General features: G+C 66.4%; 28 protein-coding genes. 7 read left to right on the top strand and 21 right to left on the bottom strand.

All coding sequences use genetic code 11. The annotated features are described in order from the left end of the window. The first annotated feature begins 78 nt into the window (after positions 1 to 78). Positions 79 to 735, top strand: a complete 657-nt coding sequence (locus LDN95_RS12315) for a trimeric intracellular cation channel family protein (protein WP_226017973.1) — start codon at positions 79 to 81, stop codon at positions 733 to 735. Between the two features lie 36 nt (positions 736 to 771). On the opposite strand, the gene LDN95_RS12310 is transcribed toward LDN95_RS12315, so the two are convergent. From LDN95_RS12310 to leuC, 5 genes are all read right to left on the bottom strand, one after another. After that, the gene (locus LDN95_RS12310; protein ID WP_226017972.1) at positions 772 to 1,770 is read right to left on the bottom strand and encodes an NADPH:quinone oxidoreductase family protein; all 999 of its coding nucleotides are present in this window, start codon (positions 1,768 to 1,770) and stop codon (positions 772 to 774) included. A 115-nt stretch (positions 1,771 to 1,885) separates the two neighbouring features. After that, complete coding sequence (gene leuD, locus LDN95_RS12305) at positions 1,886 to 2,482, bottom strand: 3-isopropylmalate dehydratase small subunit (RefSeq protein WP_226017971.1); 597 nt, start codon at positions 2,480 to 2,482, stop codon at positions 1,886 to 1,888. A gap of 52 nt (positions 2,483 to 2,534) precedes the next feature. Next, entirely contained in the window at positions 2,535 to 2,705 is a 171-nt protein-coding gene (locus tag LDN95_RS12300; RefSeq protein ID WP_226017970.1) for a hypothetical protein, read from the bottom strand. A 75-nt stretch (positions 2,706 to 2,780) separates the two neighbouring features. Then, positions 2,781 to 3,275: a DNA-deoxyinosine glycosylase gene (locus tag LDN95_RS12295; RefSeq protein WP_226017969.1), complete on the bottom strand. Its 495-nt coding sequence runs from the start codon at positions 3,273 to 3,275 to the stop codon at positions 2,781 to 2,783. An 8-nt stretch (positions 3,276 to 3,283) separates the two neighbouring features. Beyond that, on the bottom strand, positions 3,284 to 4,720 hold the full coding sequence (gene leuC / locus LDN95_RS12290; protein ID WP_226017968.1) for a 3-isopropylmalate dehydratase large subunit: 1,437 nt from the start codon (positions 4,718 to 4,720) through the stop codon (positions 3,284 to 3,286). A gap of 169 nt (positions 4,721 to 4,889) precedes the next feature. Between leuC and LDN95_RS12285 the strand changes: the two genes are divergently transcribed. Then, positions 4,890 to 5,396 carry a sterol desaturase family protein gene (locus tag LDN95_RS12285; protein ID WP_226017967.1) on the top strand — a complete coding sequence of 169 codons (507 nt, stop codon included), beginning with the start codon at positions 4,890 to 4,892 and terminating at the stop codon, positions 5,394 to 5,396. Here the strand turns inward: LDN95_RS12285 and LDN95_RS12280 are convergent. After that, complete coding sequence (locus tag LDN95_RS12280) at positions 5,393 to 5,944, bottom strand: TetR/AcrR family transcriptional regulator (protein ID WP_226017966.1); 552 nt, start codon at positions 5,942 to 5,944, stop codon at positions 5,393 to 5,395. The genes LDN95_RS12285 and LDN95_RS12280 overlap by 4 nt on opposite strands. Before the next feature lie 72 nt (positions 5,945 to 6,016). On the opposite strand from LDN95_RS12280, the gene LDN95_RS12275 reads away from it, so the two are divergent. Next, entirely contained in the window at positions 6,017 to 6,436 is a 420-nt protein-coding gene (locus LDN95_RS12275) for a hypothetical protein (protein ID WP_226017965.1), read from the top strand. Here LDN95_RS12275 and LDN95_RS12270 read toward each other — a convergent pair. The 11 genes from LDN95_RS12270 to LDN95_RS12220 all read right to left on the bottom strand — a co-directional run bounded on the left by LDN95_RS12270 (position 6,433) and on the right by LDN95_RS12220 (position 11,061). Continuing rightward, positions 6,433 to 7,230: an MOSC domain-containing protein gene (locus tag LDN95_RS12270; protein ID WP_226018006.1), complete on the bottom strand. Its 798-nt coding sequence runs from the start codon at positions 7,228 to 7,230 to the stop codon at positions 6,433 to 6,435. The genes LDN95_RS12275 and LDN95_RS12270 overlap by 4 nt on opposite strands. Before the next feature lie 24 nt (positions 7,231 to 7,254). Then, positions 7,255 to 7,602: a YbaN family protein gene (locus LDN95_RS12265; protein WP_226017964.1), complete on the bottom strand. Its 348-nt coding sequence runs from the start codon at positions 7,600 to 7,602 to the stop codon at positions 7,255 to 7,257. 12 nt (positions 7,603 to 7,614) lie between these two features. After that, the gene (locus tag LDN95_RS12260; RefSeq protein ID WP_226017963.1) at positions 7,615 to 8,025 is read right to left on the bottom strand and encodes a SufE family protein; all 411 of its coding nucleotides are present in this window, start codon (positions 8,023 to 8,025) and stop codon (positions 7,615 to 7,617) included. 64 nt (positions 8,026 to 8,089) lie between these two features. After that, positions 8,090 to 8,329 carry a hypothetical protein gene (locus tag LDN95_RS12255; protein ID WP_226017962.1) on the bottom strand — a complete coding sequence of 80 codons (240 nt, stop codon included), beginning with the start codon at positions 8,327 to 8,329 and terminating at the stop codon, positions 8,090 to 8,092. A gap of 43 nt (positions 8,330 to 8,372) precedes the next feature. Further along, positions 8,373 to 8,672 carry a hypothetical protein gene (locus tag LDN95_RS12250; protein WP_226017961.1) on the bottom strand — a complete coding sequence of 100 codons (300 nt, stop codon included), beginning with the start codon at positions 8,670 to 8,672 and terminating at the stop codon, positions 8,373 to 8,375. Continuing rightward, positions 8,669 to 9,013, bottom strand: coding sequence for a hypothetical protein (locus LDN95_RS12245; protein ID WP_226017960.1), 345 nt, complete (start codon positions 9,011 to 9,013; stop codon positions 8,669 to 8,671). The genes LDN95_RS12250 and LDN95_RS12245 overlap by 4 nt, the downstream gene beginning before the upstream one ends. Further along, positions 9,010 to 9,300, bottom strand: a complete 291-nt coding sequence (locus LDN95_RS12240; RefSeq protein ID WP_226017959.1) for a hypothetical protein — start codon at positions 9,298 to 9,300, stop codon at positions 9,010 to 9,012. The genes LDN95_RS12245 and LDN95_RS12240 overlap by 4 nt, the downstream gene beginning before the upstream one ends. Before the next feature lie 56 nt (positions 9,301 to 9,356). After that, positions 9,357 to 9,731 (bottom strand): envelope stress response membrane protein PspC, encoded by a 375-nt coding sequence (gene pspC / locus LDN95_RS12235; protein WP_226017958.1) that lies wholly within the window; start codon positions 9,729 to 9,731, stop codon positions 9,357 to 9,359. Beyond that, positions 9,728 to 10,051, bottom strand: a complete 324-nt coding sequence (gene pspB, locus LDN95_RS12230) for an envelope stress response membrane protein PspB (protein ID WP_226017957.1) — start codon at positions 10,049 to 10,051, stop codon at positions 9,728 to 9,730. The genes pspC and pspB overlap by 4 nt, the downstream gene beginning before the upstream one ends. A 3-nt stretch (positions 10,052 to 10,054) precedes the next feature. Beyond that, the gene (gene pspA, locus LDN95_RS12225; RefSeq protein WP_370631687.1) at positions 10,055 to 10,885 is read right to left on the bottom strand and encodes a phage shock protein PspA; all 831 of its coding nucleotides are present in this window, start codon (positions 10,883 to 10,885) and stop codon (positions 10,055 to 10,057) included. 2 nt (positions 10,886 to 10,887) lie between these two features. Continuing rightward, positions 10,888 to 11,061: a hypothetical protein gene (locus tag LDN95_RS12220; RefSeq protein WP_226017956.1), complete on the bottom strand. Its 174-nt coding sequence runs from the start codon at positions 11,059 to 11,061 to the stop codon at positions 10,888 to 10,890. Positions 11,062 to 11,249: 188 nt separating this feature from the next. Here LDN95_RS12220 and pspF point away from each other — a divergent pair, with 188 nt between their 5' ends. Together pspF and recF are read left to right on the top strand one after the other, a co-directional pair. After that, positions 11,250 to 12,341 (top strand): phage shock protein operon transcriptional activator, encoded by a 1,092-nt coding sequence (gene pspF, locus LDN95_RS12215; protein WP_226017955.1) that lies wholly within the window; start codon positions 11,250 to 11,252, stop codon positions 12,339 to 12,341. A gap of 29 nt (positions 12,342 to 12,370) precedes the next feature. Beyond that, positions 12,371 to 13,444: a DNA replication/repair protein RecF gene (gene recF / locus LDN95_RS12210; RefSeq protein ID WP_226017954.1), complete on the top strand. Its 1,074-nt coding sequence runs from the start codon at positions 12,371 to 12,373 to the stop codon at positions 13,442 to 13,444. Between the two features lie 4 nt (positions 13,445 to 13,448). On the opposite strand, the gene LDN95_RS12205 is transcribed toward recF, so the two are convergent. Then, positions 13,449 to 14,114: an arylesterase gene (locus LDN95_RS12205; RefSeq protein WP_226017953.1), complete on the bottom strand. Its 666-nt coding sequence runs from the start codon at positions 14,112 to 14,114 to the stop codon at positions 13,449 to 13,451. 151 nt (positions 14,115 to 14,265) lie between these two features. Between LDN95_RS12205 and LDN95_RS12200 the strand changes: the two genes are divergently transcribed. Continuing rightward, on the top strand, positions 14,266 to 14,958 hold the full coding sequence (locus LDN95_RS12200) for an ATP-binding cassette domain-containing protein (protein ID WP_226018004.1): 693 nt from the start codon (positions 14,266 to 14,268) through the stop codon (positions 14,956 to 14,958). Beyond that, entirely contained in the window at positions 14,955 to 17,513 is a 2,559-nt protein-coding gene (locus LDN95_RS12195) for an FtsX-like permease family protein (protein WP_226017952.1), read from the top strand. The genes LDN95_RS12200 and LDN95_RS12195 overlap by 4 nt, the downstream gene beginning before the upstream one ends. A gap of 9 nt (positions 17,514 to 17,522) precedes the next feature. Here the strand turns inward: LDN95_RS12195 and LDN95_RS12190 are convergent, their stop codons facing one another. From LDN95_RS12190 to LDN95_RS12180, 3 genes are all read right to left on the bottom strand, one after another. Further along, a complete protein-coding gene (locus tag LDN95_RS12190; protein ID WP_226017951.1) occupies positions 17,523 to 17,942 on the bottom strand; it encodes a DUF805 domain-containing protein in 420 nt (139 codons plus the stop codon). Between the two features lie 24 nt (positions 17,943 to 17,966). Beyond that, positions 17,967 to 18,404 (bottom strand): DUF805 domain-containing protein, encoded by a 438-nt coding sequence (locus LDN95_RS12185; RefSeq protein ID WP_370631686.1) that lies wholly within the window; start codon positions 18,402 to 18,404, stop codon positions 17,967 to 17,969. Positions 18,405 to 18,542: 138 nt separating this feature from the next. Continuing rightward, positions 18,543 to 21,251 carry a TonB-dependent receptor gene (locus LDN95_RS12180; RefSeq protein ID WP_226017949.1) on the bottom strand — a complete coding sequence of 903 codons (2,709 nt, stop codon included), beginning with the start codon at positions 21,249 to 21,251 and terminating at the stop codon, positions 18,543 to 18,545. Between the last annotated feature and the right edge of the window lie 137 nt (positions 21,252 to 21,388).

Below are 21,388 nucleotides of genomic sequence, written 5' to 3'. Positions count from 1 at the left end.
GGGAGCGGCGGCCCGTGGGCTTCCGCTTCCGCCGCTCCCCTCTCGCCAAGACGGCCAAGGTCGATTAAGGGGCGGCGCATGTCGTCCCCGCTCGTTGCCGCTGCAACCATTCCGCCCGAAAAGCTGCAAGCCCTGCTCGGTTTTGCCGATCTGGCGGGCATCTCCGTCTATGCGCTGTCGGGCGCACTTCTCGCGGCGCGGCTGCGCCAGACGTTCGTGACGATGAGCTTTTTTGCGCTGATCACCGGAGTCGGTGGCGGATCGGTGCGCGACCTGCTGATCGGCGCGCCGGTGTTCTGGGTGCGCGATCCGATGGTGGCGCCGCTGTGCCTTGCCGTCGCGCTGCTGACCTGGTTCACCCCGCACCGCTGGTGGGAAGGCAAAGTGCTCGAATGGGCCGATGCGATCGGGCTTGGCGCCTATGCGGTGCTGGGCACGGCCAAGGCTTTGGCATGGGGCGTGGCGCCGATCCCGGCCGCGCTGATGGGGGTGATCACCGGTAGCGTCGGCGGTGTCATCCGCGACGTGCTGGCGGGCCGCCCCTCGATCATCATGCGCCCCGAACTCTATATCACCGCTGGAGCGCTGGCGAGCGCGCTGTGCGCGGCGGGCACATGGATGCACCTGCCGCGTGGGGTGGTGTGGCCGCTGTCCGCGCTCGCCGGGTTCGGCCTGCGCGGCGCTGCAATCCGCTGGAACCTCGCCATTCCGGCCTATCGCGCCCGGCGGAGCTGATTGCCCGCCGAACGCGATGGGCCATTATGACCGCGCTCAATCCATCGTCACCACGACTTTGCCCAACGCCTGACGGTTTTCCAGTTGCGCGATCGCTTCGGCCCCGCGCGCCAACGGGAAGCGGGCCGAGATGCGCGGAGAAATCTTGCCCGCCGCCAGCAGGTCGAACAGTTCGGCCACTTGCGCCTTGAACTTGGCTGGTTCGCGCGCGGTGAAGGCGCCCCAGAACACGCCGCACACGTCGCACGATTTCAGCAGCGTCAGGTTGAGCGGCAGGCGCGCGATGCCCGCCGGGAAGCCGACCACCAGAAAGCGCCCTTCCCATGCGATGGCGCGCACCGCCGGTTCGGAATAGTCGCCGCCCACGATGTCATAGACGATGTTCGCCCCGTTCGGTCCGCAGGCGGCCTTGAACGCCTCGGCCAGCTCCTTCGACTGCACTTTGTCGAACGGCGGGCGGCCATAGATGACCACCTCGTCGGCACCGGCCTCGCGCGCGACGGCGGCCTTTTCTTCGCTCGATACCGCCGCGACGACCCGCGCGCCAAAGGCCTTGGCCAGTTCCACCGCCGACAAGCCGACGCCCCCGGCCGCGCCCAGCACCAGCACGGTGTCGCCCGCCTTGATGTGGCCGCGATCCTTGAAGCCGTGGATGGTCGTGCCATACGTCATCAGCAGCGACGCGCCGGTGTCGAAATCGACGCCCTCGGGCAAGGGGAACAGGCGGCCCTGTTCGACCACGACCTGTTCGGCCAGCCCGCCATTGCCAACCATGCCGATCACCCGGTCACCCACGGCAAATCCGGTCACGCCTTCGCCCACGCTGGCGATCACGCCGGCCAGCTCACCGCCGGGCGAATAGGGCCGCTGCGGCTTGAACTGATAGAGATCGCGAATCATCAACGTGTCGGGAAAGTTGATCGAACAGGCCTTCACCTGCACCACCACTTGCCCCGGACCTGCCACCGGATCGGGCAGATCGTCGAGCACCAGCGTTTCCGGACCGCCCACAGCGTGGGTGCGCAAGGCCTTCATGTCATTTCTCCCGCGTCAGTTCTTGCGAATCCGGCAGGATGCTTGGGCACCCGACCGGTCAGGCGACCAACGAAGCAATTTTCGGCGGCTTTGGGAAGCCCGTTTAATTGAATGATTAAGCGGCGACGCCGCGGGCGAGGAAGGGCCGTTCATCGCGGACCTTGCCCTCGAAGGTTGCGATCTGGCTGTCGCGCGCCAGAGTCAGCCCCACCTCGTCAAGCCCGTTGAGCAGGCAATGCTTACGAAATGCGTCGATTTCGAAGGGAAAGCGATCCTGAAACGGCGTGCTGACGACCTGGTTTTCCAGATCGATGTGGATCGGATCGGTCTTGGCCACTTCGACCAGCCGGTCGACCGCTTCCTGCGGCAACACGACCGTGAGGATGCCGTTCTTGAACGCGTTGCCCGAAAAGATGTCGGAGAACGACGGCGCGATCACCGCCTTGATCCCCAGATCGAGCAGTGCCCACGCGGCGTGTTCGCGGCTCGATCCGCAGCCGAAGTTGTCGCCCGCCACCAGAATCGGCGAGCCCGAAAACTCGGCACTGTCGAACAGGTTGTCCGGATCCTTGCGCAAGGCTTCGAACGCGCCGCGACCAAGACCATCGCGCGTGATCGTCTTGAGCCAATGCGAAGGGATGATGACGTCGGTGTCGACGTTCTTCTGGCCGAACGGATACGCGCGGCCTTCGATCTGCTGAACCGGTTCCATGGGCGTTGCTATAGCCGCGCAAACGGCGCGTGCAACGCCCGAAGTTGCGGATTCAGTCGGTTTCGACCGGATCGACCGGCGGCAGCTTGGGCGCAGCCTTTTCAGCACGTTCCTTGCGGCGCGAGGTGTAGAGCAGCGCGGCGGCAAGCGCTGCCGATCCGATTGCGGCCCCCGCCAGTGCTGCCTTGCCGGTCCAGTTGGCGCCTTCGGTCTTTTTCGTCACGGATCGCTCCTTTGCGGGCTTTCGGGGATCGCCTGTCAGGCCCAATCTTGGCCCTCCCTGCGCCGATTGCAACATTCAGCCGAGGAATTTCCGCAGATCAGCCCATGCAATCTGCTTCGTTTCGGCCGAGATTCGGCAATACGCCGGGCTGCTGGACGGCAGATGAACGCAGGCCAGATCGTCGCGCCCGGCCATTTGCCGCATGCCCAGACGCGCCGCTGTAGCGCCGTTGAATGCGACCGCGCGCAAGGCGGGCAACGTGGCAACGAGGTCGGCCAAGGGTGCCGGCTCGACATCGCGCAGCGCTGTATCGAGGCTGCCCTTGCGGCTGGCCGCGCGCACCGTGTCCCACAGCCCGATACCCGATGCGCGCAGGACCGCGAGTCGCGCGTCATAATCGAGCGCGGGCAAGTCCGCCCGGTCGATCACCCCGCCGATCAGGTGCCAGAACCGGTTGCGCGGGTGTGCATAATAGCGCCCCGCCGCAAGGCTCGCCTCACCCGGCAGGCTGCCGAGCACGAGCACGCGCGTATCCGGCGTAACAACCGGCGCGAACGCCGTCTTGCGCACAGACGCGTTCAGGCGAGTTCGCGCACGTCGGTAAGGCGCCCGGTCACCGCAGCGGCGGCGGCCATCGCCGGGCTGACGAGGTGGGTGCGCGCGCCCGGACCTTGCCGGCCGACGAAATTGCGGTTGCTGGTGCTGGCGCAACGCTCGCCCGCAGGCACTTTGTCCGGATTCATGCCAAGGCACGCCGAACAGCCCGGTTCGCGCCATTCCAGCCCGGCGTCGATGAACACGCGGTCGAGCCCTTCGGCCTCGGCCTGCGCCTTGACCAGACCCGAGCCGGGCACGACGATGGCCCATTTCACGTTGTCGGCCTTCTTGCGGCCGCGCAGCACGGCGGCGGCGGCGCGCAAGTCCTCGATCCGGCTGTTGGTGCAGCTGCCGATGAACACATTCTGGATCTCGACCCCGCTGATCGGCTGGCCTGCGGCAAGCCCCATGTAGTCGAGCGATTTCTGCGCTGCCACTTGCTTGGAGGCATCGGCAAAGCTCTCGGGTGCAGGCACGATGCCGGTGATCGGCAGCACGTCCTCGGGGCTGGTGCCCCAGGTGACGCTGGGCGCGATGTCGGCGGCATCGATCACCACGACTTTGTCATAAGTCGCCCCCGGATCGCTGCGCAGCGAGGTCCACCACGCCACGGCGGCGTCCCAATCCTCGCCCTTGGGTGCGAAGGGGCGGCCCTCCACGTAGGCGAAGGTCTTTTCATCGGGCGCGATCAGCCCGGCGCGCGCGCCATGCTCGATCGCCATGTTCGAGACGGTAAGGCGCCCTTCGATCGACAAATCGCGGATCACTTGCCCGGTATATTCGATGACATGGCCGGTGCCGCCCGACGCGCCCAGTACGCCGGTGATGTGCAACACCACGTCCTTGGCGGTCACGCCCGGACCGATCTGGCCCTCGACGCGCACTTCCATCGTCTTTGAGCGCTTGAGCAGCAACGTCTGCGTGGCGAGCACGTGCTCGACCTCGCTGGTACCGATGCCGAAGGCCAGCGCGCCCAGCCCGCCGTGGCAGGCGGTGTGGCTGTCACCGCACACGATCGTGGCGCCAGGCAGCGAAAAGCCCTGCTCCGGCCCGACCACGTGGACGATGCCCTGTTCGCGGTCGGCGTCGCCGATGTAGCGGATGCCGAAGGCGGGCGCATTGCGCTCAAGCGCATCGAGTTGCTGCGCGCTTTCGGCGTCGGCGATGGGAATGCGCTTGCCCGCAGCATCGCGGCGCGCGGTGGTGGGCAGGTTATGATCGGGCACCGCCAGCGTCAGGTCGGGGCGACGTACCTTGCGCCCGGCAAGGCGAAGCGCCTCGAACGCCTGCGGACTGGTGACTTCGTGCACCAGATGGCGGTCGATGTAGATCAGGCTGGTGCCATCGTCGCGATTCTCGACGACGTGAGCGTCCCAGATCTTGTGATAGAGCGTGCGGGGGGTGTCGTTGCTGGCCATGGGCTGCGGGGTAAGCGCGCCGCGCGGCCTTTTCAAGGCATAAGCTGTGCCTTGCGTTGCTGAAATGCGCAATTTAATTGCCGGAACCAGCCCAACCGGCGATTGCCTGCTCGGGTAAGCGCGTCCGGAAGGAGTCGCCCAAACCCGTGCGACGCGCTAAGGACGCGGCATGATCGCAGCCCTCATCGTTCTTGCCACCATTCTGGCCATGGAATTCGTCGCGTGGTCCAGCCACAAGTACATCATGCACGGCTTTGGCTGGGGCTGGCACCGCGACCATCACGAACGGCACGACCGCTTCTTCGAGAAGAACGATCTCTATGCGCTGGTCGGGGCGGCGATCTCGATCAGCTTCTTTGCCATCGGCAGCCCGCTGGTACGTGGCGCTGCCGCATGGTGGCCGGGCACGTGGATCGGCCTTGGCGTGCTGGGTTACGGGATCATCTATACGCTGGTGCATGACGGACTGGTCCACCACCGCTGGTTCCACTGGGTGCCCAAGCGGGGTTATGCCAAGCGACTGGTGCAGGCGCACAAGCTGCACCACGCCACCGTCGGCAAGGAAGGCGGGGTCAGCTTCGGCTTCGTGTTCGCGCGCGATCCCGCCGTGTTGAAGCGCGAACTCAAGTCGCAACGCGAACGCGGCATCGCCGTGTTGCGCGAAGCGGTCGATTAATCCAGCAACGCCGCCAGCGCCGCGGTGGCACGCGCGGTAATCCGCCCATCATCGAGCGGAGCCAGCAGCGCCGCACCATCGACCGCGACGATCAGCAAGGACGCCAGTTCCGCGCGGCGCTGCGGATCGGGTTCGGCCAGCCGCGCCTCAGCCCAGGCCTGAAATCCTTGCGCGATGGCATCGGCAATCGCCTTGAACGGCGAGATGCCGCGCCCGGCCTCGGCGGCGATTTCGGCCCATAGCTCCATGTAGGGTCGCAGCGTCGGCTGGAGCGCGGCCTGCGCGGTCAGGCGAAACAGGGCCCCTGCCGAAAGCGTCGCCCCCGTCGGCAGCGCCGCCTCAAGCATGGCCGACATGTCCGCCGCCAGCCGGGCCAGCACCGTGCCGAGCAGATCGGCCTTGTCGGCGAAGTAATAGAGCAACATCCGGTCGCTGGTACCCGCCGCCGCCGCCAACTGGCGCAAGCTGGTCTGGCCAAGGCCATGGGCCAGCACGTGCGCGGCCAGCCGCTGCTCCAGCGCATCGCGGGCATGTTCTCTTTTTGCCATGGGGGACTTGTAGCACTCGCTACACGAGTATACAACTGTAGCGAGTGCTACAGATTCGTTGGAGGACATGCCATGCCTGCAGATCCGCTTGCCGCCGTTCGCCTGTCAGGCCAACAGTGCCTGATCCTGTCTGTCGCCGGGATCGTGGTGTGGTTCGCCGCCGCGTTGCTGCTGGGCACGCTCAACGCGCACGGACTGCTCGGCGGAACCGCCTCGGTCATCGGTTATGCGCTGACAGTACCTGGCACCCTGCCCTTCGTTCTGGCGCTGGAAAGGTTGGCGCGCCTTGCGCCCGCGCAGATCGTGCCCGGCTATACGCTGGCGACGGTGGTCGCGATGTTCTGCGATGGCAGCGCCGTGGCGTTCTGGCCGACGCTGTACGGCACGGATGACCTGCAAGTGCGACTGGCCGCAGGGGCAGTGTTGTGGGGCGCTGCGGTCGGCATTGCGCTGGCGTTTGGCGTCGCGTCGATGCGAGCGCGACGCGGTTAGAGGACGGCTACCGCATCGCCCACCGCGATGCGCCCTGCCCCATCGGGAATGGCATTCTGGCCGAAGATTGGCTGGCGTTCCCACACCCGGCCCATCGCCTTCAACGTGCGCAAGGGTTCATTGCCCAGCGACTCGCCCGTCAGCGGATGCTGCGTGGTGACCACGCAGCGGGTGCACGGCTTGACCACGCGCAACCGCAAACCGCCGATTTGCAAAGCCCGCCAGCCATCCTCGGCAAAAGCCTCATCCACACCATCAAGCACGATGTTGGGACGGAACCGCGCCATTTCCACCGGATCGTCCAGCCGCGCGTTGAGCGCGGCGAGCGAGGCGGTCGTGGTGATCAGCAGCGGGAAGCCATCGGCGAAGCTGACCTCGTCTCCCGCAGCGCCATAGTCGGGATCGACCGCACGGTGCGATGCATCGGGCATATGGAACAGGCGCAAGGGCCGCCCCAATCGTTCGCTCAACCAGTCGTCGGCGTCGTGCCCGGCAGGAAGGGCCGCGACCGGGTCGCGCCAGACGGTAACTGTCTGCGGTGCGGTGTCCGCCACGGGTTCGGCCACGCGCAAGGCGGCGCCTTGGTTGTCGCGCAGGATGAGCACGCCATCTTCATGCTCCGCGCCGATCAGCGCCATGCCGGACAGTTCGCGCCGTGTGACGAAGCGCCCTTGCGGATTGGTCACGAGCCAACGGCGATCCGCCGCAAGCCCGCGCGGCGTGACCGCAACCTCGGCCAGCTCCTGCGCACCCAGCGACTTGACCGGATAGCGATACAGCGCGGCGATCTTCATTCCGGCCACTTCAGTGCGCCCCCATTATTCCGCACGGGTCCATATCCATGATCCGCTCAGCGCCATGACTCCGGCGGGGATCAGCACCCAGGGCCAGCCCAGCGAGATCGCGGTGATCGCCACCGAAGCGGCCATCGTCGATAGCGCGGCGATCTTGGCGCGGCGCGGGATAGCCCGGCGCTGGCGCCATTCCACCAGCGGCGGCCCCCACTTGGGGTGGTCGAGCAAGCGTTGCTCCCACGCCGGATTGCCCCGCGCAAAGCAGAACAGCGCCAGCAGCAGGAACGGCACCGTCGGCAGCAAGGGCAGGAACGCCCCCACCGCGCCGATGCCGACAAAGGTCAGGCCCGCAAGGGTCCAGAGCGGGCGCATCGTCGTCAGCGCCTACCCGGCGGCCAGCCGCGCCGCATGTTCGCGGACCAGCGCGATCATGTTGGGCACGCCCTGGGTGCGGTTTGACGAAAGCTGGTTCTTCAAGTCGAACGGAGCCAGCCGTTCGGCGATATCGGTCTGCGCGACTTCGGTCGCCGGGCGATCCTGCACTGCGGCCAGCACCAGCGCGACGATGCCCTTGGTGATCGCGGCATTGCTGTCGGCCAGAAAGTGCAATCCGGCCTCGGCCTGCTGGACCGGATAGACCCAGACGCTGGCCGAACAGCCGCGCACCAGTGTGGCATCGGTTTTCAGCGCATCGGGCATCGGTTCCAGCTCGCGCCCCAGTTCGATCAACAGGCGATAGCGTTCATCGCCGTCAAGGAATTCATATTCTTCGCGGATGTCATCGAGGCTGCGCATCGCGCGGCTTTAGCAGAGCCGCGCCCAGCCTCAAGCCTTGGGGCGCATACTGCCCCCATTGCCTTCAATTCTGGCGGAGCGCCTCGATCTCGTCGGCCAGCTTCTGGCTGCCGCGCTGGTCGGTGATGATGCGTTCGAGCACTTCGACCCGGCGGCGCAGTTCGATCACTTCGCGTTCGAGCGCCACATTGTCCGTTCCAGCGACCGGCAGCGTCCGGTCCCAGCCCGCTTGCAGGCGATGGCGGCGCAAATTGGCGATGGCGATGATCGCAACGATCGCGACCACAGCAGTCCAGAAACTCATTTTCAGCAACTCCAACTCGTTTGGTCGCGCGCGAAACGCGGCCTCAATTGACCTTGAGATCCTCTGCGCGATGCTCTGCGACCGGTTCGCGCAAGTCCTCGATCTGCGCGGCAAGTCCCATGCTGCGGTCGGTGACGATGCGTTCGAGCACGCGCAGCCGCTGTTCAAGCCGTTCGGTGTGGGCCGCCGCTTGCGCGGCCTGCGCCGCGTTCTGGCGCGACAGCATGTCCAGTTGCCGCTCCTTGAAGGCCAGGCGGCGCTTGTAGACATCGCCGCCGATGCCCAGCGTCACCGGCAGCCCGACGACGATGAACGCCAGCGCCAGCAGCTCAACCGGGCTCATTGCGGGGCACCTCCGCCCAGCCGCAGCGCCTCGATTTCGCGGGTCAGCGAATAGCCGCTGTCGGTGACAATGCGTTCGACATTGGCGAGCCGGTCCTTCACCGCGCCCAGTTCCGCACGCAACTGGGCGTTCTCGCCGGTCAGCAGCGCCAGCCGTTCCTGCGTTGCGACATCGGGCCCCTTGGGATGGAGCGCCTGCCCCCAAACGCCATCAAGCGGATAGCCGTGCTTGATGCGCATGCGGGTCAGATGGACCCACCCTGCCACCCACGCCAGGGGGGCGACCACGATACCGATGCCGACCAGCGGCAATTGCGTGATCACTTCAGCAGGCAGGCTCATTGCACCCTCCCGCTCTGCTCAGTGGCCGAGGTATCATCGAGCCGACGCACATCGCGCAAAGCCTCAATCTGTGCCGCCACGTCGTAACCCTTGTCGGTGACGATGCGTTCCAGCACCCGTACCCGCTCTTCGAGCGCCTGAGTCTGGAGGGCATGTTGCCCGGCGATGTCGACGGTGGAGCGGGCGCGGATCTCTTCCATCTTGCGCTGGTGTCGCATCCAGATGGCAAAGCCCCCCAGCATGAACGGCGCAAGCGGTATCAGCAGCGCCAATGTACCGTGGTCCATGGTGATTTCCCCTGTCGGCCAAGCCCTTGGCCATTTTTGCCCCGGCGACCCGGGGTTCAGCGCAGCTTTTCGATCTCGGCCGAAAGGCGCGGATTGCCCGAAACATAGAAGTGTTCGACTTCGGCCAGACGGCGGTCGATGTCACGGAAACTGGAGCGCACTTCGCGGGCGGTGCGCGCCGGTGACTGGCGCACGCCTTGCCAGAAACGCTCTTCCTGCCGGTCGCCGTACAACGAAGCGGGCTTCTTGTCCGCCAGCATGCCAAAGGCGAAGTAGATCAGGAACGGCCAGCCCATCGAGAAGGCGGCGATCAGGAACCCCAGCCGCACCCACAAGGCATCGATCCCGGTGTAGTCGGCAATCCCGGCGCACACGCCCATGAACTTGCCATTGACCTTGTCGCGATAGAACCGCGTCCGCACAGCGCTCATTTGCTGATCCCCCCTTTGTCGGCCAGGCGTGTCTCGGCGAGCAGACGGTCCAGCTCGCGCAGCTTCTGATTGTCGGTATCCTTGTCGGCCAGCACGCGCGCCGGGCGGAAGTCCGGGTTGTCGGCCGCCACCAGCCGCTCGACCGTGTCCATCCGCTCGTCAAGGCGGCGAGCAAGCTGATACAGCTCCTCCAGCAGCGCCTCATCGCCCGAGGTCAGGGTGGCGGCGGTTTTCCAGCGCGTGACGTAATGCAGGATGACCCACGGCAGCGCGACGAACAGCATGGCCGTGACGCCGATCGGAACAAGAATGTCCTCCACGGCTCAGCCTTCCCCGTTCTGGTCGGACTTGCCCAGCGCACGTTTCATCGCGGCCAGTTCCTCGTCGATCTTGTCCTGCCCGGCCAGCGCGGCGATCTCATCGGCCAGCGACGGCGTCGACTTTTCAGCCAGGTTCAACGCATCGGCGCGACCTTCGGCATAGTCCACCCGACGTTCGAGCTGGTCGAAGCGGGCCAGCGCCTCGTCCACCCGCTCATTGGTCAGCAGGCTGCGCAGCCGCACGCGGTTCTCGGCGCTTTCGAGCCGGGCGGCGATGGCGGTCTGCCGACTGCGAGCTTCGCGCAGACGGGTCTGCAACTTTTCGATGTCGGCCTCATAGGCGCGCATCGCATCATCCAGCACCGTCACTTCGGACTTGAGCTGGTCGGCCATGTCGGTCGCCTTCTGGCGCTCGACCAGCGCTGCACGCGCCAGATCCTCGCGGTTCTTGGACAGCGCCAGTTGCGCCTTGTCCGACCAGTCGGCCTGCAGTCCTTGCAGCTTGGCGACGTGGCGGAGCATCTCCTTCTGGTCGGCAATGGTGCGCGCCGCCGAGGCCCGAACTTCGACCAGCGTTTCTTCCATCTCCATGATGATCATCCGGATCATCTTGGACGGATCATCCGCCTTGTCGAGCAGGTCGTTGAAATTGGCGGCAATGATGTCGCGCGTCCGCGAGAAGATGCCCATCAGGTTGACTCCGTACGTGGTGGGGCGCGATTGGCCGGTCGCACCCGGTGAAGTGGAAAACTCGGCCCTCTGGCGCAGCCCCTCGACTTCGCTGTCGAAGCGCGAATGGGGGCGACCCCCGTTGGATACGGGTTCGAGCACCATGGTCAAGCGGGCTCGCCGGTGATCGCTGCGGCCGAAGCATAGACATGCGGCACGAGGTCGATCTGGCCATTGTTGATCTGGCGGGTGAGCGCGATGCAGTTGAGCGCCGCCAGAGCGAGGATGCTGACCAGCGCGGCGCGGCCAAGCGGGGTCGAAAAGAAGCGGGCGGTGTACATGGTCGGTCTCCGTGGGTTTCGCTCGAAGGCGGCGTCCAGTGGTGTTGCCCATGGTATAGCAAAGGGTGTGCCAAACCTGCGAAAGCACGGATTTCCGCCATTTCAGCCCATAAGCTCGGCGAATATGGCTGGGAATTCTTGCGCAACCTTGGCGGATTACGCTACACGTTGGTACAACGGAGGGACGGATGGATCGCGAAGCCCAGTTCATCGGACAATCGGGTGCGTTCCTCGATGCGGTGGAGCGCGCCAGCCGCGCCGCGCCCATGCGCCGCCCCGTACTGGTGATCGGCGAGCGCGGCACCGGCAAGGAACTGATCGCCGAACGGCTCCACCGCCTGTCGACCCGCTGGCAGGAGCCGCTGGTCACGCTCAATTGCGCCGCTTTGCCCGAAACCCTGATCGAGGCGGAACTGTTCGGGCATGAGGCGGGCGCCTTCACCGGCGCCACCCGCGCGCGCGCGGGTCGGTTCGAGGAAGCCGACAAGGGCACGCTGTTCCTTGACGAACTGGGCAACCTGTCGATGGGCGCGCAGGAGCGTTTGCTGCGCGCGGTCGAATATGGCGAGGTCACCCGCATCGGCGCCAGCCGCCCCTTGCGGGTCGATGTGCGGATTGTGGCGGCCACCAACGAGGATCTGCCCCGCCTTGCCGAACAGGGCAGGTTTCGCGCCGACCTGCTCGACCGGCTGAGTTTCGAGGTCATCACCCTGCCCCCGCTGCGGGTACGCGAAGGTGACGTGGCGGTGCTGGCCAACCACTTTGGCCGACGCATGGCCGCCGAACTGCAGTGGGACCGCTGGCCCGGTTTTTCCGACGCCGTGCAGGATGCCTTCGAAACATGGCCATGGCCGGGCAACGTGCGCGAATTGCGCAATGTGGTGGAGCGCGCGGTCTATCGCTGGGACAACCCTGACGCTCCGGTCGGCGCGGTGCAATTCGATCCCTTCGACAGCCCTTGGAAGCCCACCGCGTCGATGCGCGGCGCCCAGCCCGACCAGCCGCACGCCTCCCCGGCGGCCGACCTGCGGCCCGCTCCGCCCGAGCCTGCGGCGCCCCAACAGACACCTGCCCCATCGACCGGCCCCACCCACGATTTCGACGCAATCGAGGACTTGCGCAGCGCGGTCGACGGGCATGAGCGCGCCATTCTGGAGCACCACCTTGCGCGCAACCGCTTCAACCAGCGGCAGACCGCCAAAGGCTTGGGGCTGACTTACGATCAGTTGCGCCACTGCCTGAAAAAGCATGGCTTGCTCGACCGCGCTGCCAGCGCCTGACGCCCGGCACTTCAGACAAAATCCCGCCCATGGCCCTTACCCGCCTGACCTTGCGCCATTTTCGCAACCACGCCGCCACCCGGCTAGAGGACACCGCGCGTTTCAATGTGCTGGTCGGCGAGAATGGCGCGGGCAAGACCAACATCCTTGAAGCGATCAGCCTGCTGGCACCGGGCCGGGGCTTGCGCCGGGCACAGGCCGCCGAGATGGCCGGTCACACAGGCGACGGCGGCTTTGCCGTGGCTGCCGAACTCGAGCACGGCGCAATCGCCATCGGCACCGCCACCAGTCCGCAAGCGCCGGGCCGCCGCACCGTGCGGATCAACGGCGCTGAGGGTCCGGCCACGCGGCTCGCCGAATGGCTCGCTCTGACCTGGCTGACCCCGGCGATGGACCGCCTGTTCAGCGAGGGCGCGAGCGGCCGCCGGCGCTTTCTCGACCGACTGGTGCTGGCCATCGAGCCAGGCCATGCCCGCACCGCTGCGCGCTATGAAACCGCATTGCGCGAACGCAATCGCCTGCTGACCGATCCGGTCGAGCCCGACCCCGCCTGGCTCGACGCGCTGGAGGCGCAACTGGCCGAAACCGGCAGCACCATCGCAGCCTCGCGCAGCGCGATGGTTGCGGCGCTGGGTGCGGGGCTGGAAGCGCAGCCCGACGCGCCGTTTGCCCGTCCGACGCTCACTTATGCCGCCGAACTGCCGCCGATGGCCGACGCCTTGCGCGACGCCTTGCGCCAGAACCGCCGACGCGACCGCGCCGCAGGACGGACCCTCAACGGCCCGCATCGCGACGACCTGCACGTGATCCTTTCGGCCAAGGCAGCCCCGGCTGCCGATTGCTCGACCGGCGAACAGAAGGCCATGCTGATCGCCATCGTCCTGGCCCATGCAGCCCTAGCAGCCGGTGATCGGCCGCGCCTGCTGCTGCTTGACGAGATCGCCGCGCACCTCGACCCGCTGCGCCGCGCCGCGCTTTACGAGCGGCTGGGCGCATCGGGCGCGCAAGTGTGGATGACCGGCACCGAACTCGCCCCGTTCGACGGCCTTTCCGCCGCGGCCGCCATCTGGCAGGTCCGCGACGGCACGGTCGAGCGAGCCTGAAGCCCTATTTCTCCGCCGCCTTCAGCGCCTGCACCACCTCGCCCTGAGTGGCGGCCACGATGCGGTCGACACCCTGCGCATTGGGGTGGATATGGTCGTCGAGCAGCAAGTTGTCGTTGCCGATCACCGGCTGGAGAAAGAACGGCACCAGCGGCACTTTGTGCGCCTTGGCAAGTTCGGGCCAGATGGGATTGAAAGCCTTGGCATAATCGGCACCCAAGTTGGGCGCGGCGAGCATTCCGGTCAGCATCACCGCGATCTTGCGACGCTCAAGCTCCGCCACGATCGCCTCAAGATTGGCGCGGGTCTGGGCTGGCGGCAACCCGCGCAACATGTCGTTGCCGCCCAGCCCGACCAGCGCCAGCACCGGCTTGGCCGCCTGCCCATCGAGCGTGAACACCAGCCGCTCGCGCGCAGCCGCCGTGGTGTCGCCCGAAACCCCGGCGTTGACCACCCGCGCCTTCACTCCGGCGCGGTTCAGGGCCGCCTCCAGCTTGGCCGGGTAGCTTTCGCCCGGTTGCAGCCGATACCCTGCATAAAGACTGTCGCCGAACGCCAAAATCACCGGGGCGTCGGCGGGCGCTGGCGCCGCCTTGGCCGGATTTTCGGCAGCCTCACGCGTTTCGAGCGCAGCCGGAGCGGTCCCGCGCGAACACGCACCCATCGCCATTGCGGCCAACGAAGTCAAAAGCAGACGGATCGGTAAGTTGCGGGCGGGCAAACTGGTGCGCATGGCATCCTTTTGGGGCTTTTCGGGCAACGGTATGGCTACGGGGCTGGACAAGCCGACCCACGCCACCAATCTAGGCGCGGTGAACGTCATAACAAGCACCAACTCGCCCATCATCGTTGCGCAAGACCTGACCCTGTCGCTGGGCGAAGGCGACGGGCGGGTCGATATCCTGCGCGGCATCAGCCTGACCGTCCATCAGGGCGAGACGCTGGCGCTGCTCGGACCGTCGGGTTCGGGCAAGTCGTCGCTGCTGGCGGTGTTGGCCGGACTTGAACGGGCCAGCGGCGGCACCTTGCAAGTGGCAGGGCAGGACTTCGTGGGATTGAGCGAGGACGCGCTGGCCACCGCGCGGCGCGGGCGGATCGGCATCGTGCTGCAGGCATTCCACTTGCTGCCGACGATGACCGCGCTGGAAAACGTCGCAACGCCGATGGAACTGGCGGGAATGGCCGACGCGATGCCGCGCGCCGCCGCCGAACTGCAGGCCGTCGGCCTTGGCCCGCGCTTGAACCATTATCCTGCGCAGCTTTCGGGCGGCGAGCAGCAGCGCGTGGCCATCGCCCGCGCGCTAGCCCCCCGCCCCGCGCTGCTGTTCGCCGACGAGCCGACCGGCAACCTTGACCACGCCAACGGTCTTGCCGTGGCCGACTTGCTGTTCGCGCGCGCGGCTGAGGCGGGGGCGGCGCTGGTGATGGTCACCCATGACGAGGCGCTGGCCAGCCGCTGCGGCCGCATCGTGCGCCTGTCCGACGGCCTGATCGCCTCGGACGAGCGCGCGTGAGCCGCACCGCCACGAACGGCCATCTCGACTGGCGCACCGTCTGGCAGCTTGCCCGACGCGGGCTGGACTGGAAATTCAAGGGCCTGCGCCTACTTTTGGTGTGCCTTGTGCTGGGTACGGCAGCGCTCGCCGCGATCGGCACGCTGACCGCCACGATCGACCGCGAACTGGCGACACGCGGGCGCGCGATGCTGGGCGGCGACGTGCAGTTCACCATCGCCGGGCGGCCAGCGAGCCCAGCCGAACTGGCACAGCTGCGCGACTTTGGCACGGTGTCGGGTGGCGTGCGGCTTCAGGCTATGGCGCGCAAACCGGGCGACGACACCAGCGCCGCCCCGGTCGAACTCAAGAGCGTCGATGCACGCTGGCCACTCTATGGCACGTTGACGCTGGCCGGTGGCCGCAGCGCGGGTGCGCCGCAGGACATGGCCGTATGGATCGCGCCGGGCGTGGCCGACCGGCTGGGCGTGCATCCGGGCGATGCTTTGCGCATCGGTTCGGCCACGCTGATCGTGGCTGGCGTGATTGCCGACGAACCCGACCGGCTGAGCGAAGGCTTCGCGCTCGGGCCGACGGTGATCCTCTCACCACAGGCGCTCGATGCCGCCGGATTGGTCCAGCCGGGCTCGATGGCGCAGTGGAAGTATCGCGTGCGGCTTGCGCCAACCACCGCGCCCGACGCGGTGATCGACCGGTTCAAGACGCGCTTTCCCGATTCCGGCTTCGTGTTCCGCACCCGTGACAAGGCCGCGCCGGGTATCGACAACTTCGTCGCCAACATGGGCCAGTTCCTGATGCTGGTCGCGCTGGCCGCGCTAGCCATCGCCGGGATCGGGATCGGCAACGGCGTGACATCCTACCTTGAAGCCCGGCGAACCAGCATCGCCACGCTCAAGATCCTGGGCGCCACCAGCAGCGACATCGCGCGCATCTTCCTCCTGCAACTGCTGGTTGCCAGCACGCTTGCGATCGCACTGGGGCTGGCCATCGGCGTGGCCGTCACGCCGCTGCTCGGGCTGGCGCTGGCGGGGCTTTTGCCGGTGCGGGCGGGTTTCGTGATCGATGCGCCTGCTCTGTCGACCGCCGCTGCCTATGGCCTGCTGATCGCGCTGACATTTGCCGCGCCGCCGCTTTTGCGCGCCCGCGACTTTCCGGCGATGGCGCTGATGCGCGCCCGTGTCACGCCGCTCACCACCCGCTGGCGCGCTATCGTTCTGCCGGTGGGTGCAGGCCTTGCCGGGATCGTCGCGCTGGCGGTACTGACCGCGCGGCAACCACTGCTGGCGCTTGGTTTTCTGGGCGGCGCGGCGGTAGTGTTCGCCATTCTCGCAGGCCTGGGAGCGGGCCTTACCCGGCTTGCCGCGCGCCTGCCCCGGCCACGCGGGGCGATTGCGCGCATGGCGCTGGGCAACCTGCACCGACCGGGCGCGGCGACCTCAGCGCTCGTGGTTGCGCTTGGCTTCGGCCTGTCGGCCTTCGTGCTGCTGGCCGCAGTCGAGACGAGCCTTGATGCCAACATCGCCGCCCGCGTTCCTGCCCGCGCCCCGGATTACTTCGTGCTCGATCTGCCGCGCGACAAGGCGGCCGACTTTACAGCGCTGGTCCGCCATGCCGCGCCCAAAGCCGCGATCCGCTCGGTTCCCAGCATGCGCGGCGCGATTCTGGCGTTCGGCCCGGCCGACCACATGATCCGCGTCGCCGACCTCAAGACCATTCCCGACGATGCCTGGGCGCTGCGCGGCGACCGTGGGCTGACCTATGCCGCCACCGTGCCCGAGGGCAACCAGATTACCGCCGGGACGTGGTGGCCACAGGCCTATGCCGGGCCGCCGCTGGTCTCGGTCGACGACAAGCTGGCGAATGTGCTCGGCCTGAAGCTGGGCGACCGAATCACGATCAGCCTGTTGGGCGTGGAGCGGACCGCGACCATCGCCTCGTTCCGGCGGATCGACTGGGAATCGTTCGGTTTCAACTATGTGCTGGTGTTCAGCCCGAACGCCATCGCCGATGCACCGCACAATCTGGCGGCCACCGTCGAATTGCCCGCCGACGAAAAGGGGCCGGAGGTACGCCGCGCAATCCTGTCCGGACTGGTCCGCGCGCTGCCTTCAAGCTCGGTGATCGAGGTTGGGCCGGTGCTGGCGCAGGCGCGTATCTTGCTGTCGCAGATGGGCACGGCGGTATTGGCCGCAGCGTCGGTAGCCATCCTTGCCGGGCTTGCCGTGCTGGCAGGCGCGATCGCCGCTGCGCGCGAGCGGCGGCAGTACGACAGCGTGATCCTGCGCGTGCTGGGAGCAAGCCGGGGGCAGTTGCTGGCGCTGCTGCTGAGCGAATACGCGCTGCTGTGCGCGCTGCTGGCGGCGGTGGCGCTGCTGCTGGGCACGGGCGTGGCGTGGGGGGTGGTGACGCAACTGTTCGGCTTTGAATGGCTGCCCGGCTGGGGGCGCATCCTCGGCGTGCTGGGCACCGGGGTTGCGCTGGTGCTGGGCCTTGCGCTCGCTGGATCGTGGGGGGTGCTCAGCACCCGCCCGGCGCGAACCTTGCGCGAGTTGTAACAGGCGTCGTTACCGGAACGCCCCGGTATCATAAGGCGCTTTGGGATCGGGGCCATAGCGATTGGGGCCATTGGTCCCTTCGAGCAGCATCAGCACCAGCAGCGCAAACCAGCCGAGCAACGGGATCAGCGATAGCAGCAGCAGCCAGCCCGAGCGGTCCTGATCGTGCAGCCGCCGAACGCTGACCGCCAGCGCCGGGATCAGGCTGACCAGCCAGAACCCGCTCGCCAGCCAGTTGCCCGGCCCGACCAGCCTGCTGCCATAGACGAACGCGCCGCGCACGCTGGTGTAGTCATTGGTGCCGAACGCCGCGTTCAGCACCACCATGACGAGGAAATAGAACAGCGCGAAGCTCCAGTACTCCTTGCGCCGCGACCGCCCGGCAAAGTCGGCGTATCGGCGATAGGGCGAAGTCATCCAGTCGAACATCGGCGCGTCCTCAAGGCTGATGGATCAGGCGAACACATCTACGCGTGAAGGGTCAAGAGGGTCCGCGCCGAACCGGTTGGGACCATTGTCGCCGGGCATGACCATGAACACAAGGAAGGCGATATTGATCAGGAACCCCAGATAGGGAATCTGACCGAGCACGATCACGCCCAGATACCACCATCCCGAAAGGTTGCGGTCATGCAGGCGGCGCACGGTGACCGCGATAGATGGGACCAAAGCGGCCAGAAAAAAGATGATGGCGATCGCTAATCCAAGGTAGAACAGCGGGGTAAGGCTGCTGAAGTTTGCCGTGTTTTGCGCCAGACCGAACAGGCCACCGGCAAACATCAGGATCGCTGCAAGCGCGTAGACGACCCCGCTCAACAGCGCGAACATCCAGTATTCGCGGCGGCACGAACGGCCCGCAAACTCTGCATAACGCCGAAACGGCAGCAGCATCCATTCCATCTCGTGTCCCCAATTGAAGCGCCAATTGCCCCGGCGCGCCCTAGGATTGAGCCACGAAAGCATGGCGCCTGCAAGCGAAAGTGGTGTGCGTCCGCTCACATCATTCAGGTGTCGGGGCTTCGCGAAAGTTCAGAAGCGGTAGCGCACCGTCCCGCCCCAGGTGCGCGGCTGGTTGGTGTAGCCCGAGATCGAGTGGATCTGCGCAGGGCTGTCGAAGATGTTCACGAGATAGCGCTGGTTGGTGATGTTGCGGCCCCATGCGGTCACTTCCAAGCCGCTTGGCATCACCCACGTCAGCGAGCCGTTCACTTCCTTGATCTCGGCGCGGAAAGGCTCGGCGGCTGCAACGGCGGCGGCGGTCGAGATGTCGAGGAAGGCGGGAAGCCCCTCTTCCAGCGAATGCGGCGATTCATAGTGGAAATCGCCGCGCACGATCAGGTGGTGGCCGCCCTTGCCCACCGCCACATCCCAGGTCGCGCCGATGGTGCTGGCAAAGCCCGGAATGCCTGCAGGTTTGGTGCCAGAAAGGTCGCCAACCGCCGACAACAGGAAGCTGTCGTATTTGGCATCGAGTACGGTGAACGCGCCGTTCAGGGTCAATCCATGGCCGGGGCGCAGGCTGCCTTCGAACTCAAAGCCCTTGACCGTTTCCTTGCCGGCATTGGCCAGCACGAAACCCTTGCCGGTGAAAACGTTGGACTGGAAGCCACGAATTTCCTGTTGGAACAACGCGATATTGGCCGTGGCTATGCCGAAATCGCCCTTCAACCCGATCTCATAGACCCGCGAGTTTTCTGGTCCTGCAAAGCGGGTGCCATACGTCTGGTTGACCTGCTCCAGCCCGGCTGCCGCCAGTGCGCCCCGGTCGCTTTCGAACGGGCGGCTGTCGCGCGACAGGTTGATCGAGCTGGCCTTGAAGCCGGTGGCGTAGCTGGCATAGAGGTTCAGCTTGCGCGACAAGTCGAACGCCACCCGCGCCACCCAGGTCAGCTTGCCATCGCTGGTCCGGCCCGGCTCCACGACGTTGGGCAGCCCAAGGAACGCCGGGAAATATTGCAAGGGTGTCAGCCCCAACAGTGGCGCGGTCTTGGCCGCAGCCGCGCTGCGGATCTGGGCAAAGCCCGCCGGGTTGGCCGCCGCCACGCCGGCCACTTGTGCCGCCGAGGCCAGGGGCACGCCAAAGAACGTCTGCCCGATGTACTGCGCCACCCCGAACTGCGTCGCACTGTTGCGCAAAGCCGGAATGTCCAGCCCGCTGAACACGTCGGTCGATTGCGCGTTGGCGCTGAAGTGCTTGGTATCGCGGGTATAGTTGGCCCCGCCGGTTAGCGTGACGCGGCTGTTGATCTTGAAATCGGCCTGTCCGAAAACCGAGAACGCCGCATCCTTCAGCCGGTACTTTTCGTTCAGTCCCTGCCCTTCGGCAAAGAACTGCCCGGCATAGTTGCGACCCGACAGCGCGCCAAAGGTGCTTTCCAGCCCGGCAAGGTTGAACGCTCCGCCCGATGCGCCCTGCACCAGCAGATCGGCATAGCTGCGCGCAGCCTTGCCCCAACTGATCTGGTTGGCCTGATCGATCTTCTCGTTGAAGTAATACACCCCGGCGAGCAGCCCGATCGGTCCGTCGATGTTGGTCGCCACCCGCAGTTCCTGCGTGAACGTGCGGATGCGCTGATCCTGATAGTTGCGGCCAAGCAGGTCGGCGCTGGTAAAGTCCGAATCCTGATCGGTCTTGGCATTGACCCCGCGATAGGCGGTGATCGAAGTGAAAGTGAGCGGACCCAGATCATAGTCGATCTGGCCCGACAGACCGAAGTTGCGAATGTCGTTGGTCGACGGCCGGTTGGTATAGGTCAGGTCGGCAAAGCGCTGGTCGACGGTGTTGACCTGACCACCCAGCGCCCGCACCGCCGCCGTGGCGGCCGAGGGCTGCAAGTTGACCACCGCGCAGCAGTTCTCATTGATCCGGCTGACATCGCCGATCAGCCGGACGCGCAAGCCGCCAGCCGGCTCCCACAGCAGTTGCCCGCGCGCGAACCAGCGGTTGCGGTCGTTGTCCTTGCCTCCGGTGCCGGGGTTGTCGACATAGCCGTCGCGACGGTTGTAGCCACCGGCCAGACTGAACGCCACGTCCTTGGCAATCGGCCCGGTGATCACGCCCTTGGCGACGAGCGCGTTGTAGTTGCCGTAGCTCGCCTCGACATTGCCACCCCAGCGGAACTGCGGCTTTTGCGTGACGATCGAGATCACGCCGACCGAAGCGTTCTTGCCGAACAGCGTCGATTGCGGCCCGCGCAGCACCTCGATCCGCGAGACGTCGGGGAAGTCGCCGATCTGCGCGGCCGAACGAGAACGGTACACGCCGTCGACGAACACGCCGACCGACGGCTCGATCCCCGCGTTGTTGGCGCCGTTGCCGAAACCACGGATGATGAAGTTGGTGTTGGCCGAGCTTTGCAACTGGGTGACGCGCAGCGAGGGCACCACGCTGGTCAGATCCTTGATGTCGCGGATCTGCGCGCGCTCCAGCGTCTGGGCCGACGTGACCGAAACCGCCACCGGCGCCGACTGCAAGGTCTGTTCGCGCTTGTTGGCGGTGACCACGATGGCATTGCCGACGGCCTCGGGCGCAGCGTCGGCGCCGGTGGCCGGTAACGCTTCCTCGGGCGCGGGCTGCGCTTCCTCAAGCGGGGGCGGAGGCACGTCCTGCGCCGCGGCCAATGCCGGATCAGCCATGGCAAACGCGAGCGCGGCGGCTGTCAGGCAGGGGCGGATGAACGCAACCGTGGCGCATTGCTGCGCCAGAATCACCCTGCTGCGTTCACCAAATCGTGCCATCTGCAACCCCATCCCTGATCTTCTCAACGGCCACCTGGCGTACTCGCGCCAATGCGGCCAGCAACCGTTCGCCGCTCTAGTAAAAGCCTCAACCTCTGTGAACAATGGGAAACCGCCACATTGGCAATGCTTTGGCG

Origin of the sequence: Novosphingobium sp. FKTRR1, assembly GCF_020404405.1 — a bacterium.
Classification (GTDB): Bacteria; Pseudomonadota; Alphaproteobacteria; order Sphingomonadales; family Sphingomonadaceae; genus Novosphingobium.
The sequence above is the reverse complement of the archived record's forward strand: the minus strand, read 5'-3'. Positions and strand labels throughout refer to the sequence as shown.

Coding starts and splice junctions, on each gene's coding strand:
- LDN95_RS12205 (WP_226017953.1), bottom strand. CDS start 14,114: ATGGCGATGGGTGCGTGTTCGCGCGGGACCGCTCCGGCTGCGCTCGAA.
- LDN95_RS12315 (WP_226017973.1), top strand. CDS start 79: ATGTCGTCCCCGCTCGTTGCCGCTGCAACCATTCCGCCCGAAAAGCTG.
- LDN95_RS12250 (WP_226017961.1), bottom strand. CDS start 8,672: ATGAGCCCGGTTGAGCTGCTGGCGCTGGCGTTCATCGTCGTCGGGCTG.
- pspA (WP_370631687.1), bottom strand. CDS start 10,885: ATGGTGCTCGAACCCGTATCCAACGGGGGTCGCCCCCATTCGCGCTTC.
- LDN95_RS12275 (WP_226017965.1), top strand. CDS start 6,017: ATGCCTGCAGATCCGCTTGCCGCCGTTCGCCTGTCAGGCCAACAGTGC.
- LDN95_RS12245 (WP_226017960.1), bottom strand. CDS start 9,013: ATGAGCCTGCCTGCTGAAGTGATCACGCAATTGCCGCTGGTCGGCATC.
- LDN95_RS12255 (WP_226017962.1), bottom strand. CDS start 8,329: ATGAGTTTCTGGACTGCTGTGGTCGCGATCGTTGCGATCATCGCCATC.
- pspC (WP_226017958.1), bottom strand. CDS start 9,731: ATGAGCGCTGTGCGGACGCGGTTCTATCGCGACAAGGTCAATGGCAAG.
- LDN95_RS12310 (WP_226017972.1), bottom strand. CDS start 1,770: ATGAAGGCCTTGCGCACCCACGCTGTGGGCGGTCCGGAAACGCTGGTG.
- pspF (WP_226017955.1), top strand. CDS start 11,250: ATGGATCGCGAAGCCCAGTTCATCGGACAATCGGGTGCGTTCCTCGAT.
- LDN95_RS12280 (WP_226017966.1), bottom strand. CDS start 5,944: ATGGCAAAAAGAGAACATGCCCGCGATGCGCTGGAGCAGCGGCTGGCC.
- LDN95_RS12240 (WP_226017959.1), bottom strand. CDS start 9,300: ATGGACCACGGTACATTGGCGCTGCTGATACCGCTTGCGCCGTTCATG.
- LDN95_RS12270 (WP_226018006.1), bottom strand. CDS start 7,230: ATGAAGATCGCCGCGCTGTATCGCTATCCGGTCAAGTCGCTGGGTGCG.
- LDN95_RS12260 (WP_226017963.1), bottom strand. CDS start 8,025: ATGCGCAGCCTCGATGACATCCGCGAAGAATATGAATTCCTTGACGGC.
- LDN95_RS12220 (WP_226017956.1), bottom strand. CDS start 11,061: ATGTACACCGCCCGCTTCTTTTCGACCCCGCTTGGCCGCGCCGCGCTG.
- LDN95_RS12180 (WP_226017949.1), bottom strand. CDS start 21,251: ATGGCACGATTTGGTGAACGCAGCAGGGTGATTCTGGCGCAGCAATGC.
- leuC (WP_226017968.1), bottom strand. CDS start 4,720: ATGGCCAGCAACGACACCCCCCGCACGCTCTATCACAAGATCTGGGAC.
- recF (WP_226017954.1), top strand. CDS start 12,371: ATGGCCCTTACCCGCCTGACCTTGCGCCATTTTCGCAACCACGCCGCC.
- LDN95_RS12190 (WP_226017951.1), bottom strand. CDS start 17,942: ATGTTCGACTGGATGACTTCGCCCTATCGCCGATACGCCGACTTTGCC.
- leuD (WP_226017971.1), bottom strand. CDS start 2,482: ATGGAACCGGTTCAGCAGATCGAAGGCCGCGCGTATCCGTTCGGCCAG.
- LDN95_RS12265 (WP_226017964.1), bottom strand. CDS start 7,602: ATGCGCCCGCTCTGGACCCTTGCGGGCCTGACCTTTGTCGGCATCGGC.
- LDN95_RS12285 (WP_226017967.1), top strand. CDS start 4,890: ATGATCGCAGCCCTCATCGTTCTTGCCACCATTCTGGCCATGGAATTC.
- LDN95_RS12185 (WP_370631686.1), bottom strand. CDS start 18,404: ATGCTGCTGCCGTTTCGGCGTTATGCAGAGTTTGCGGGCCGTTCGTGC.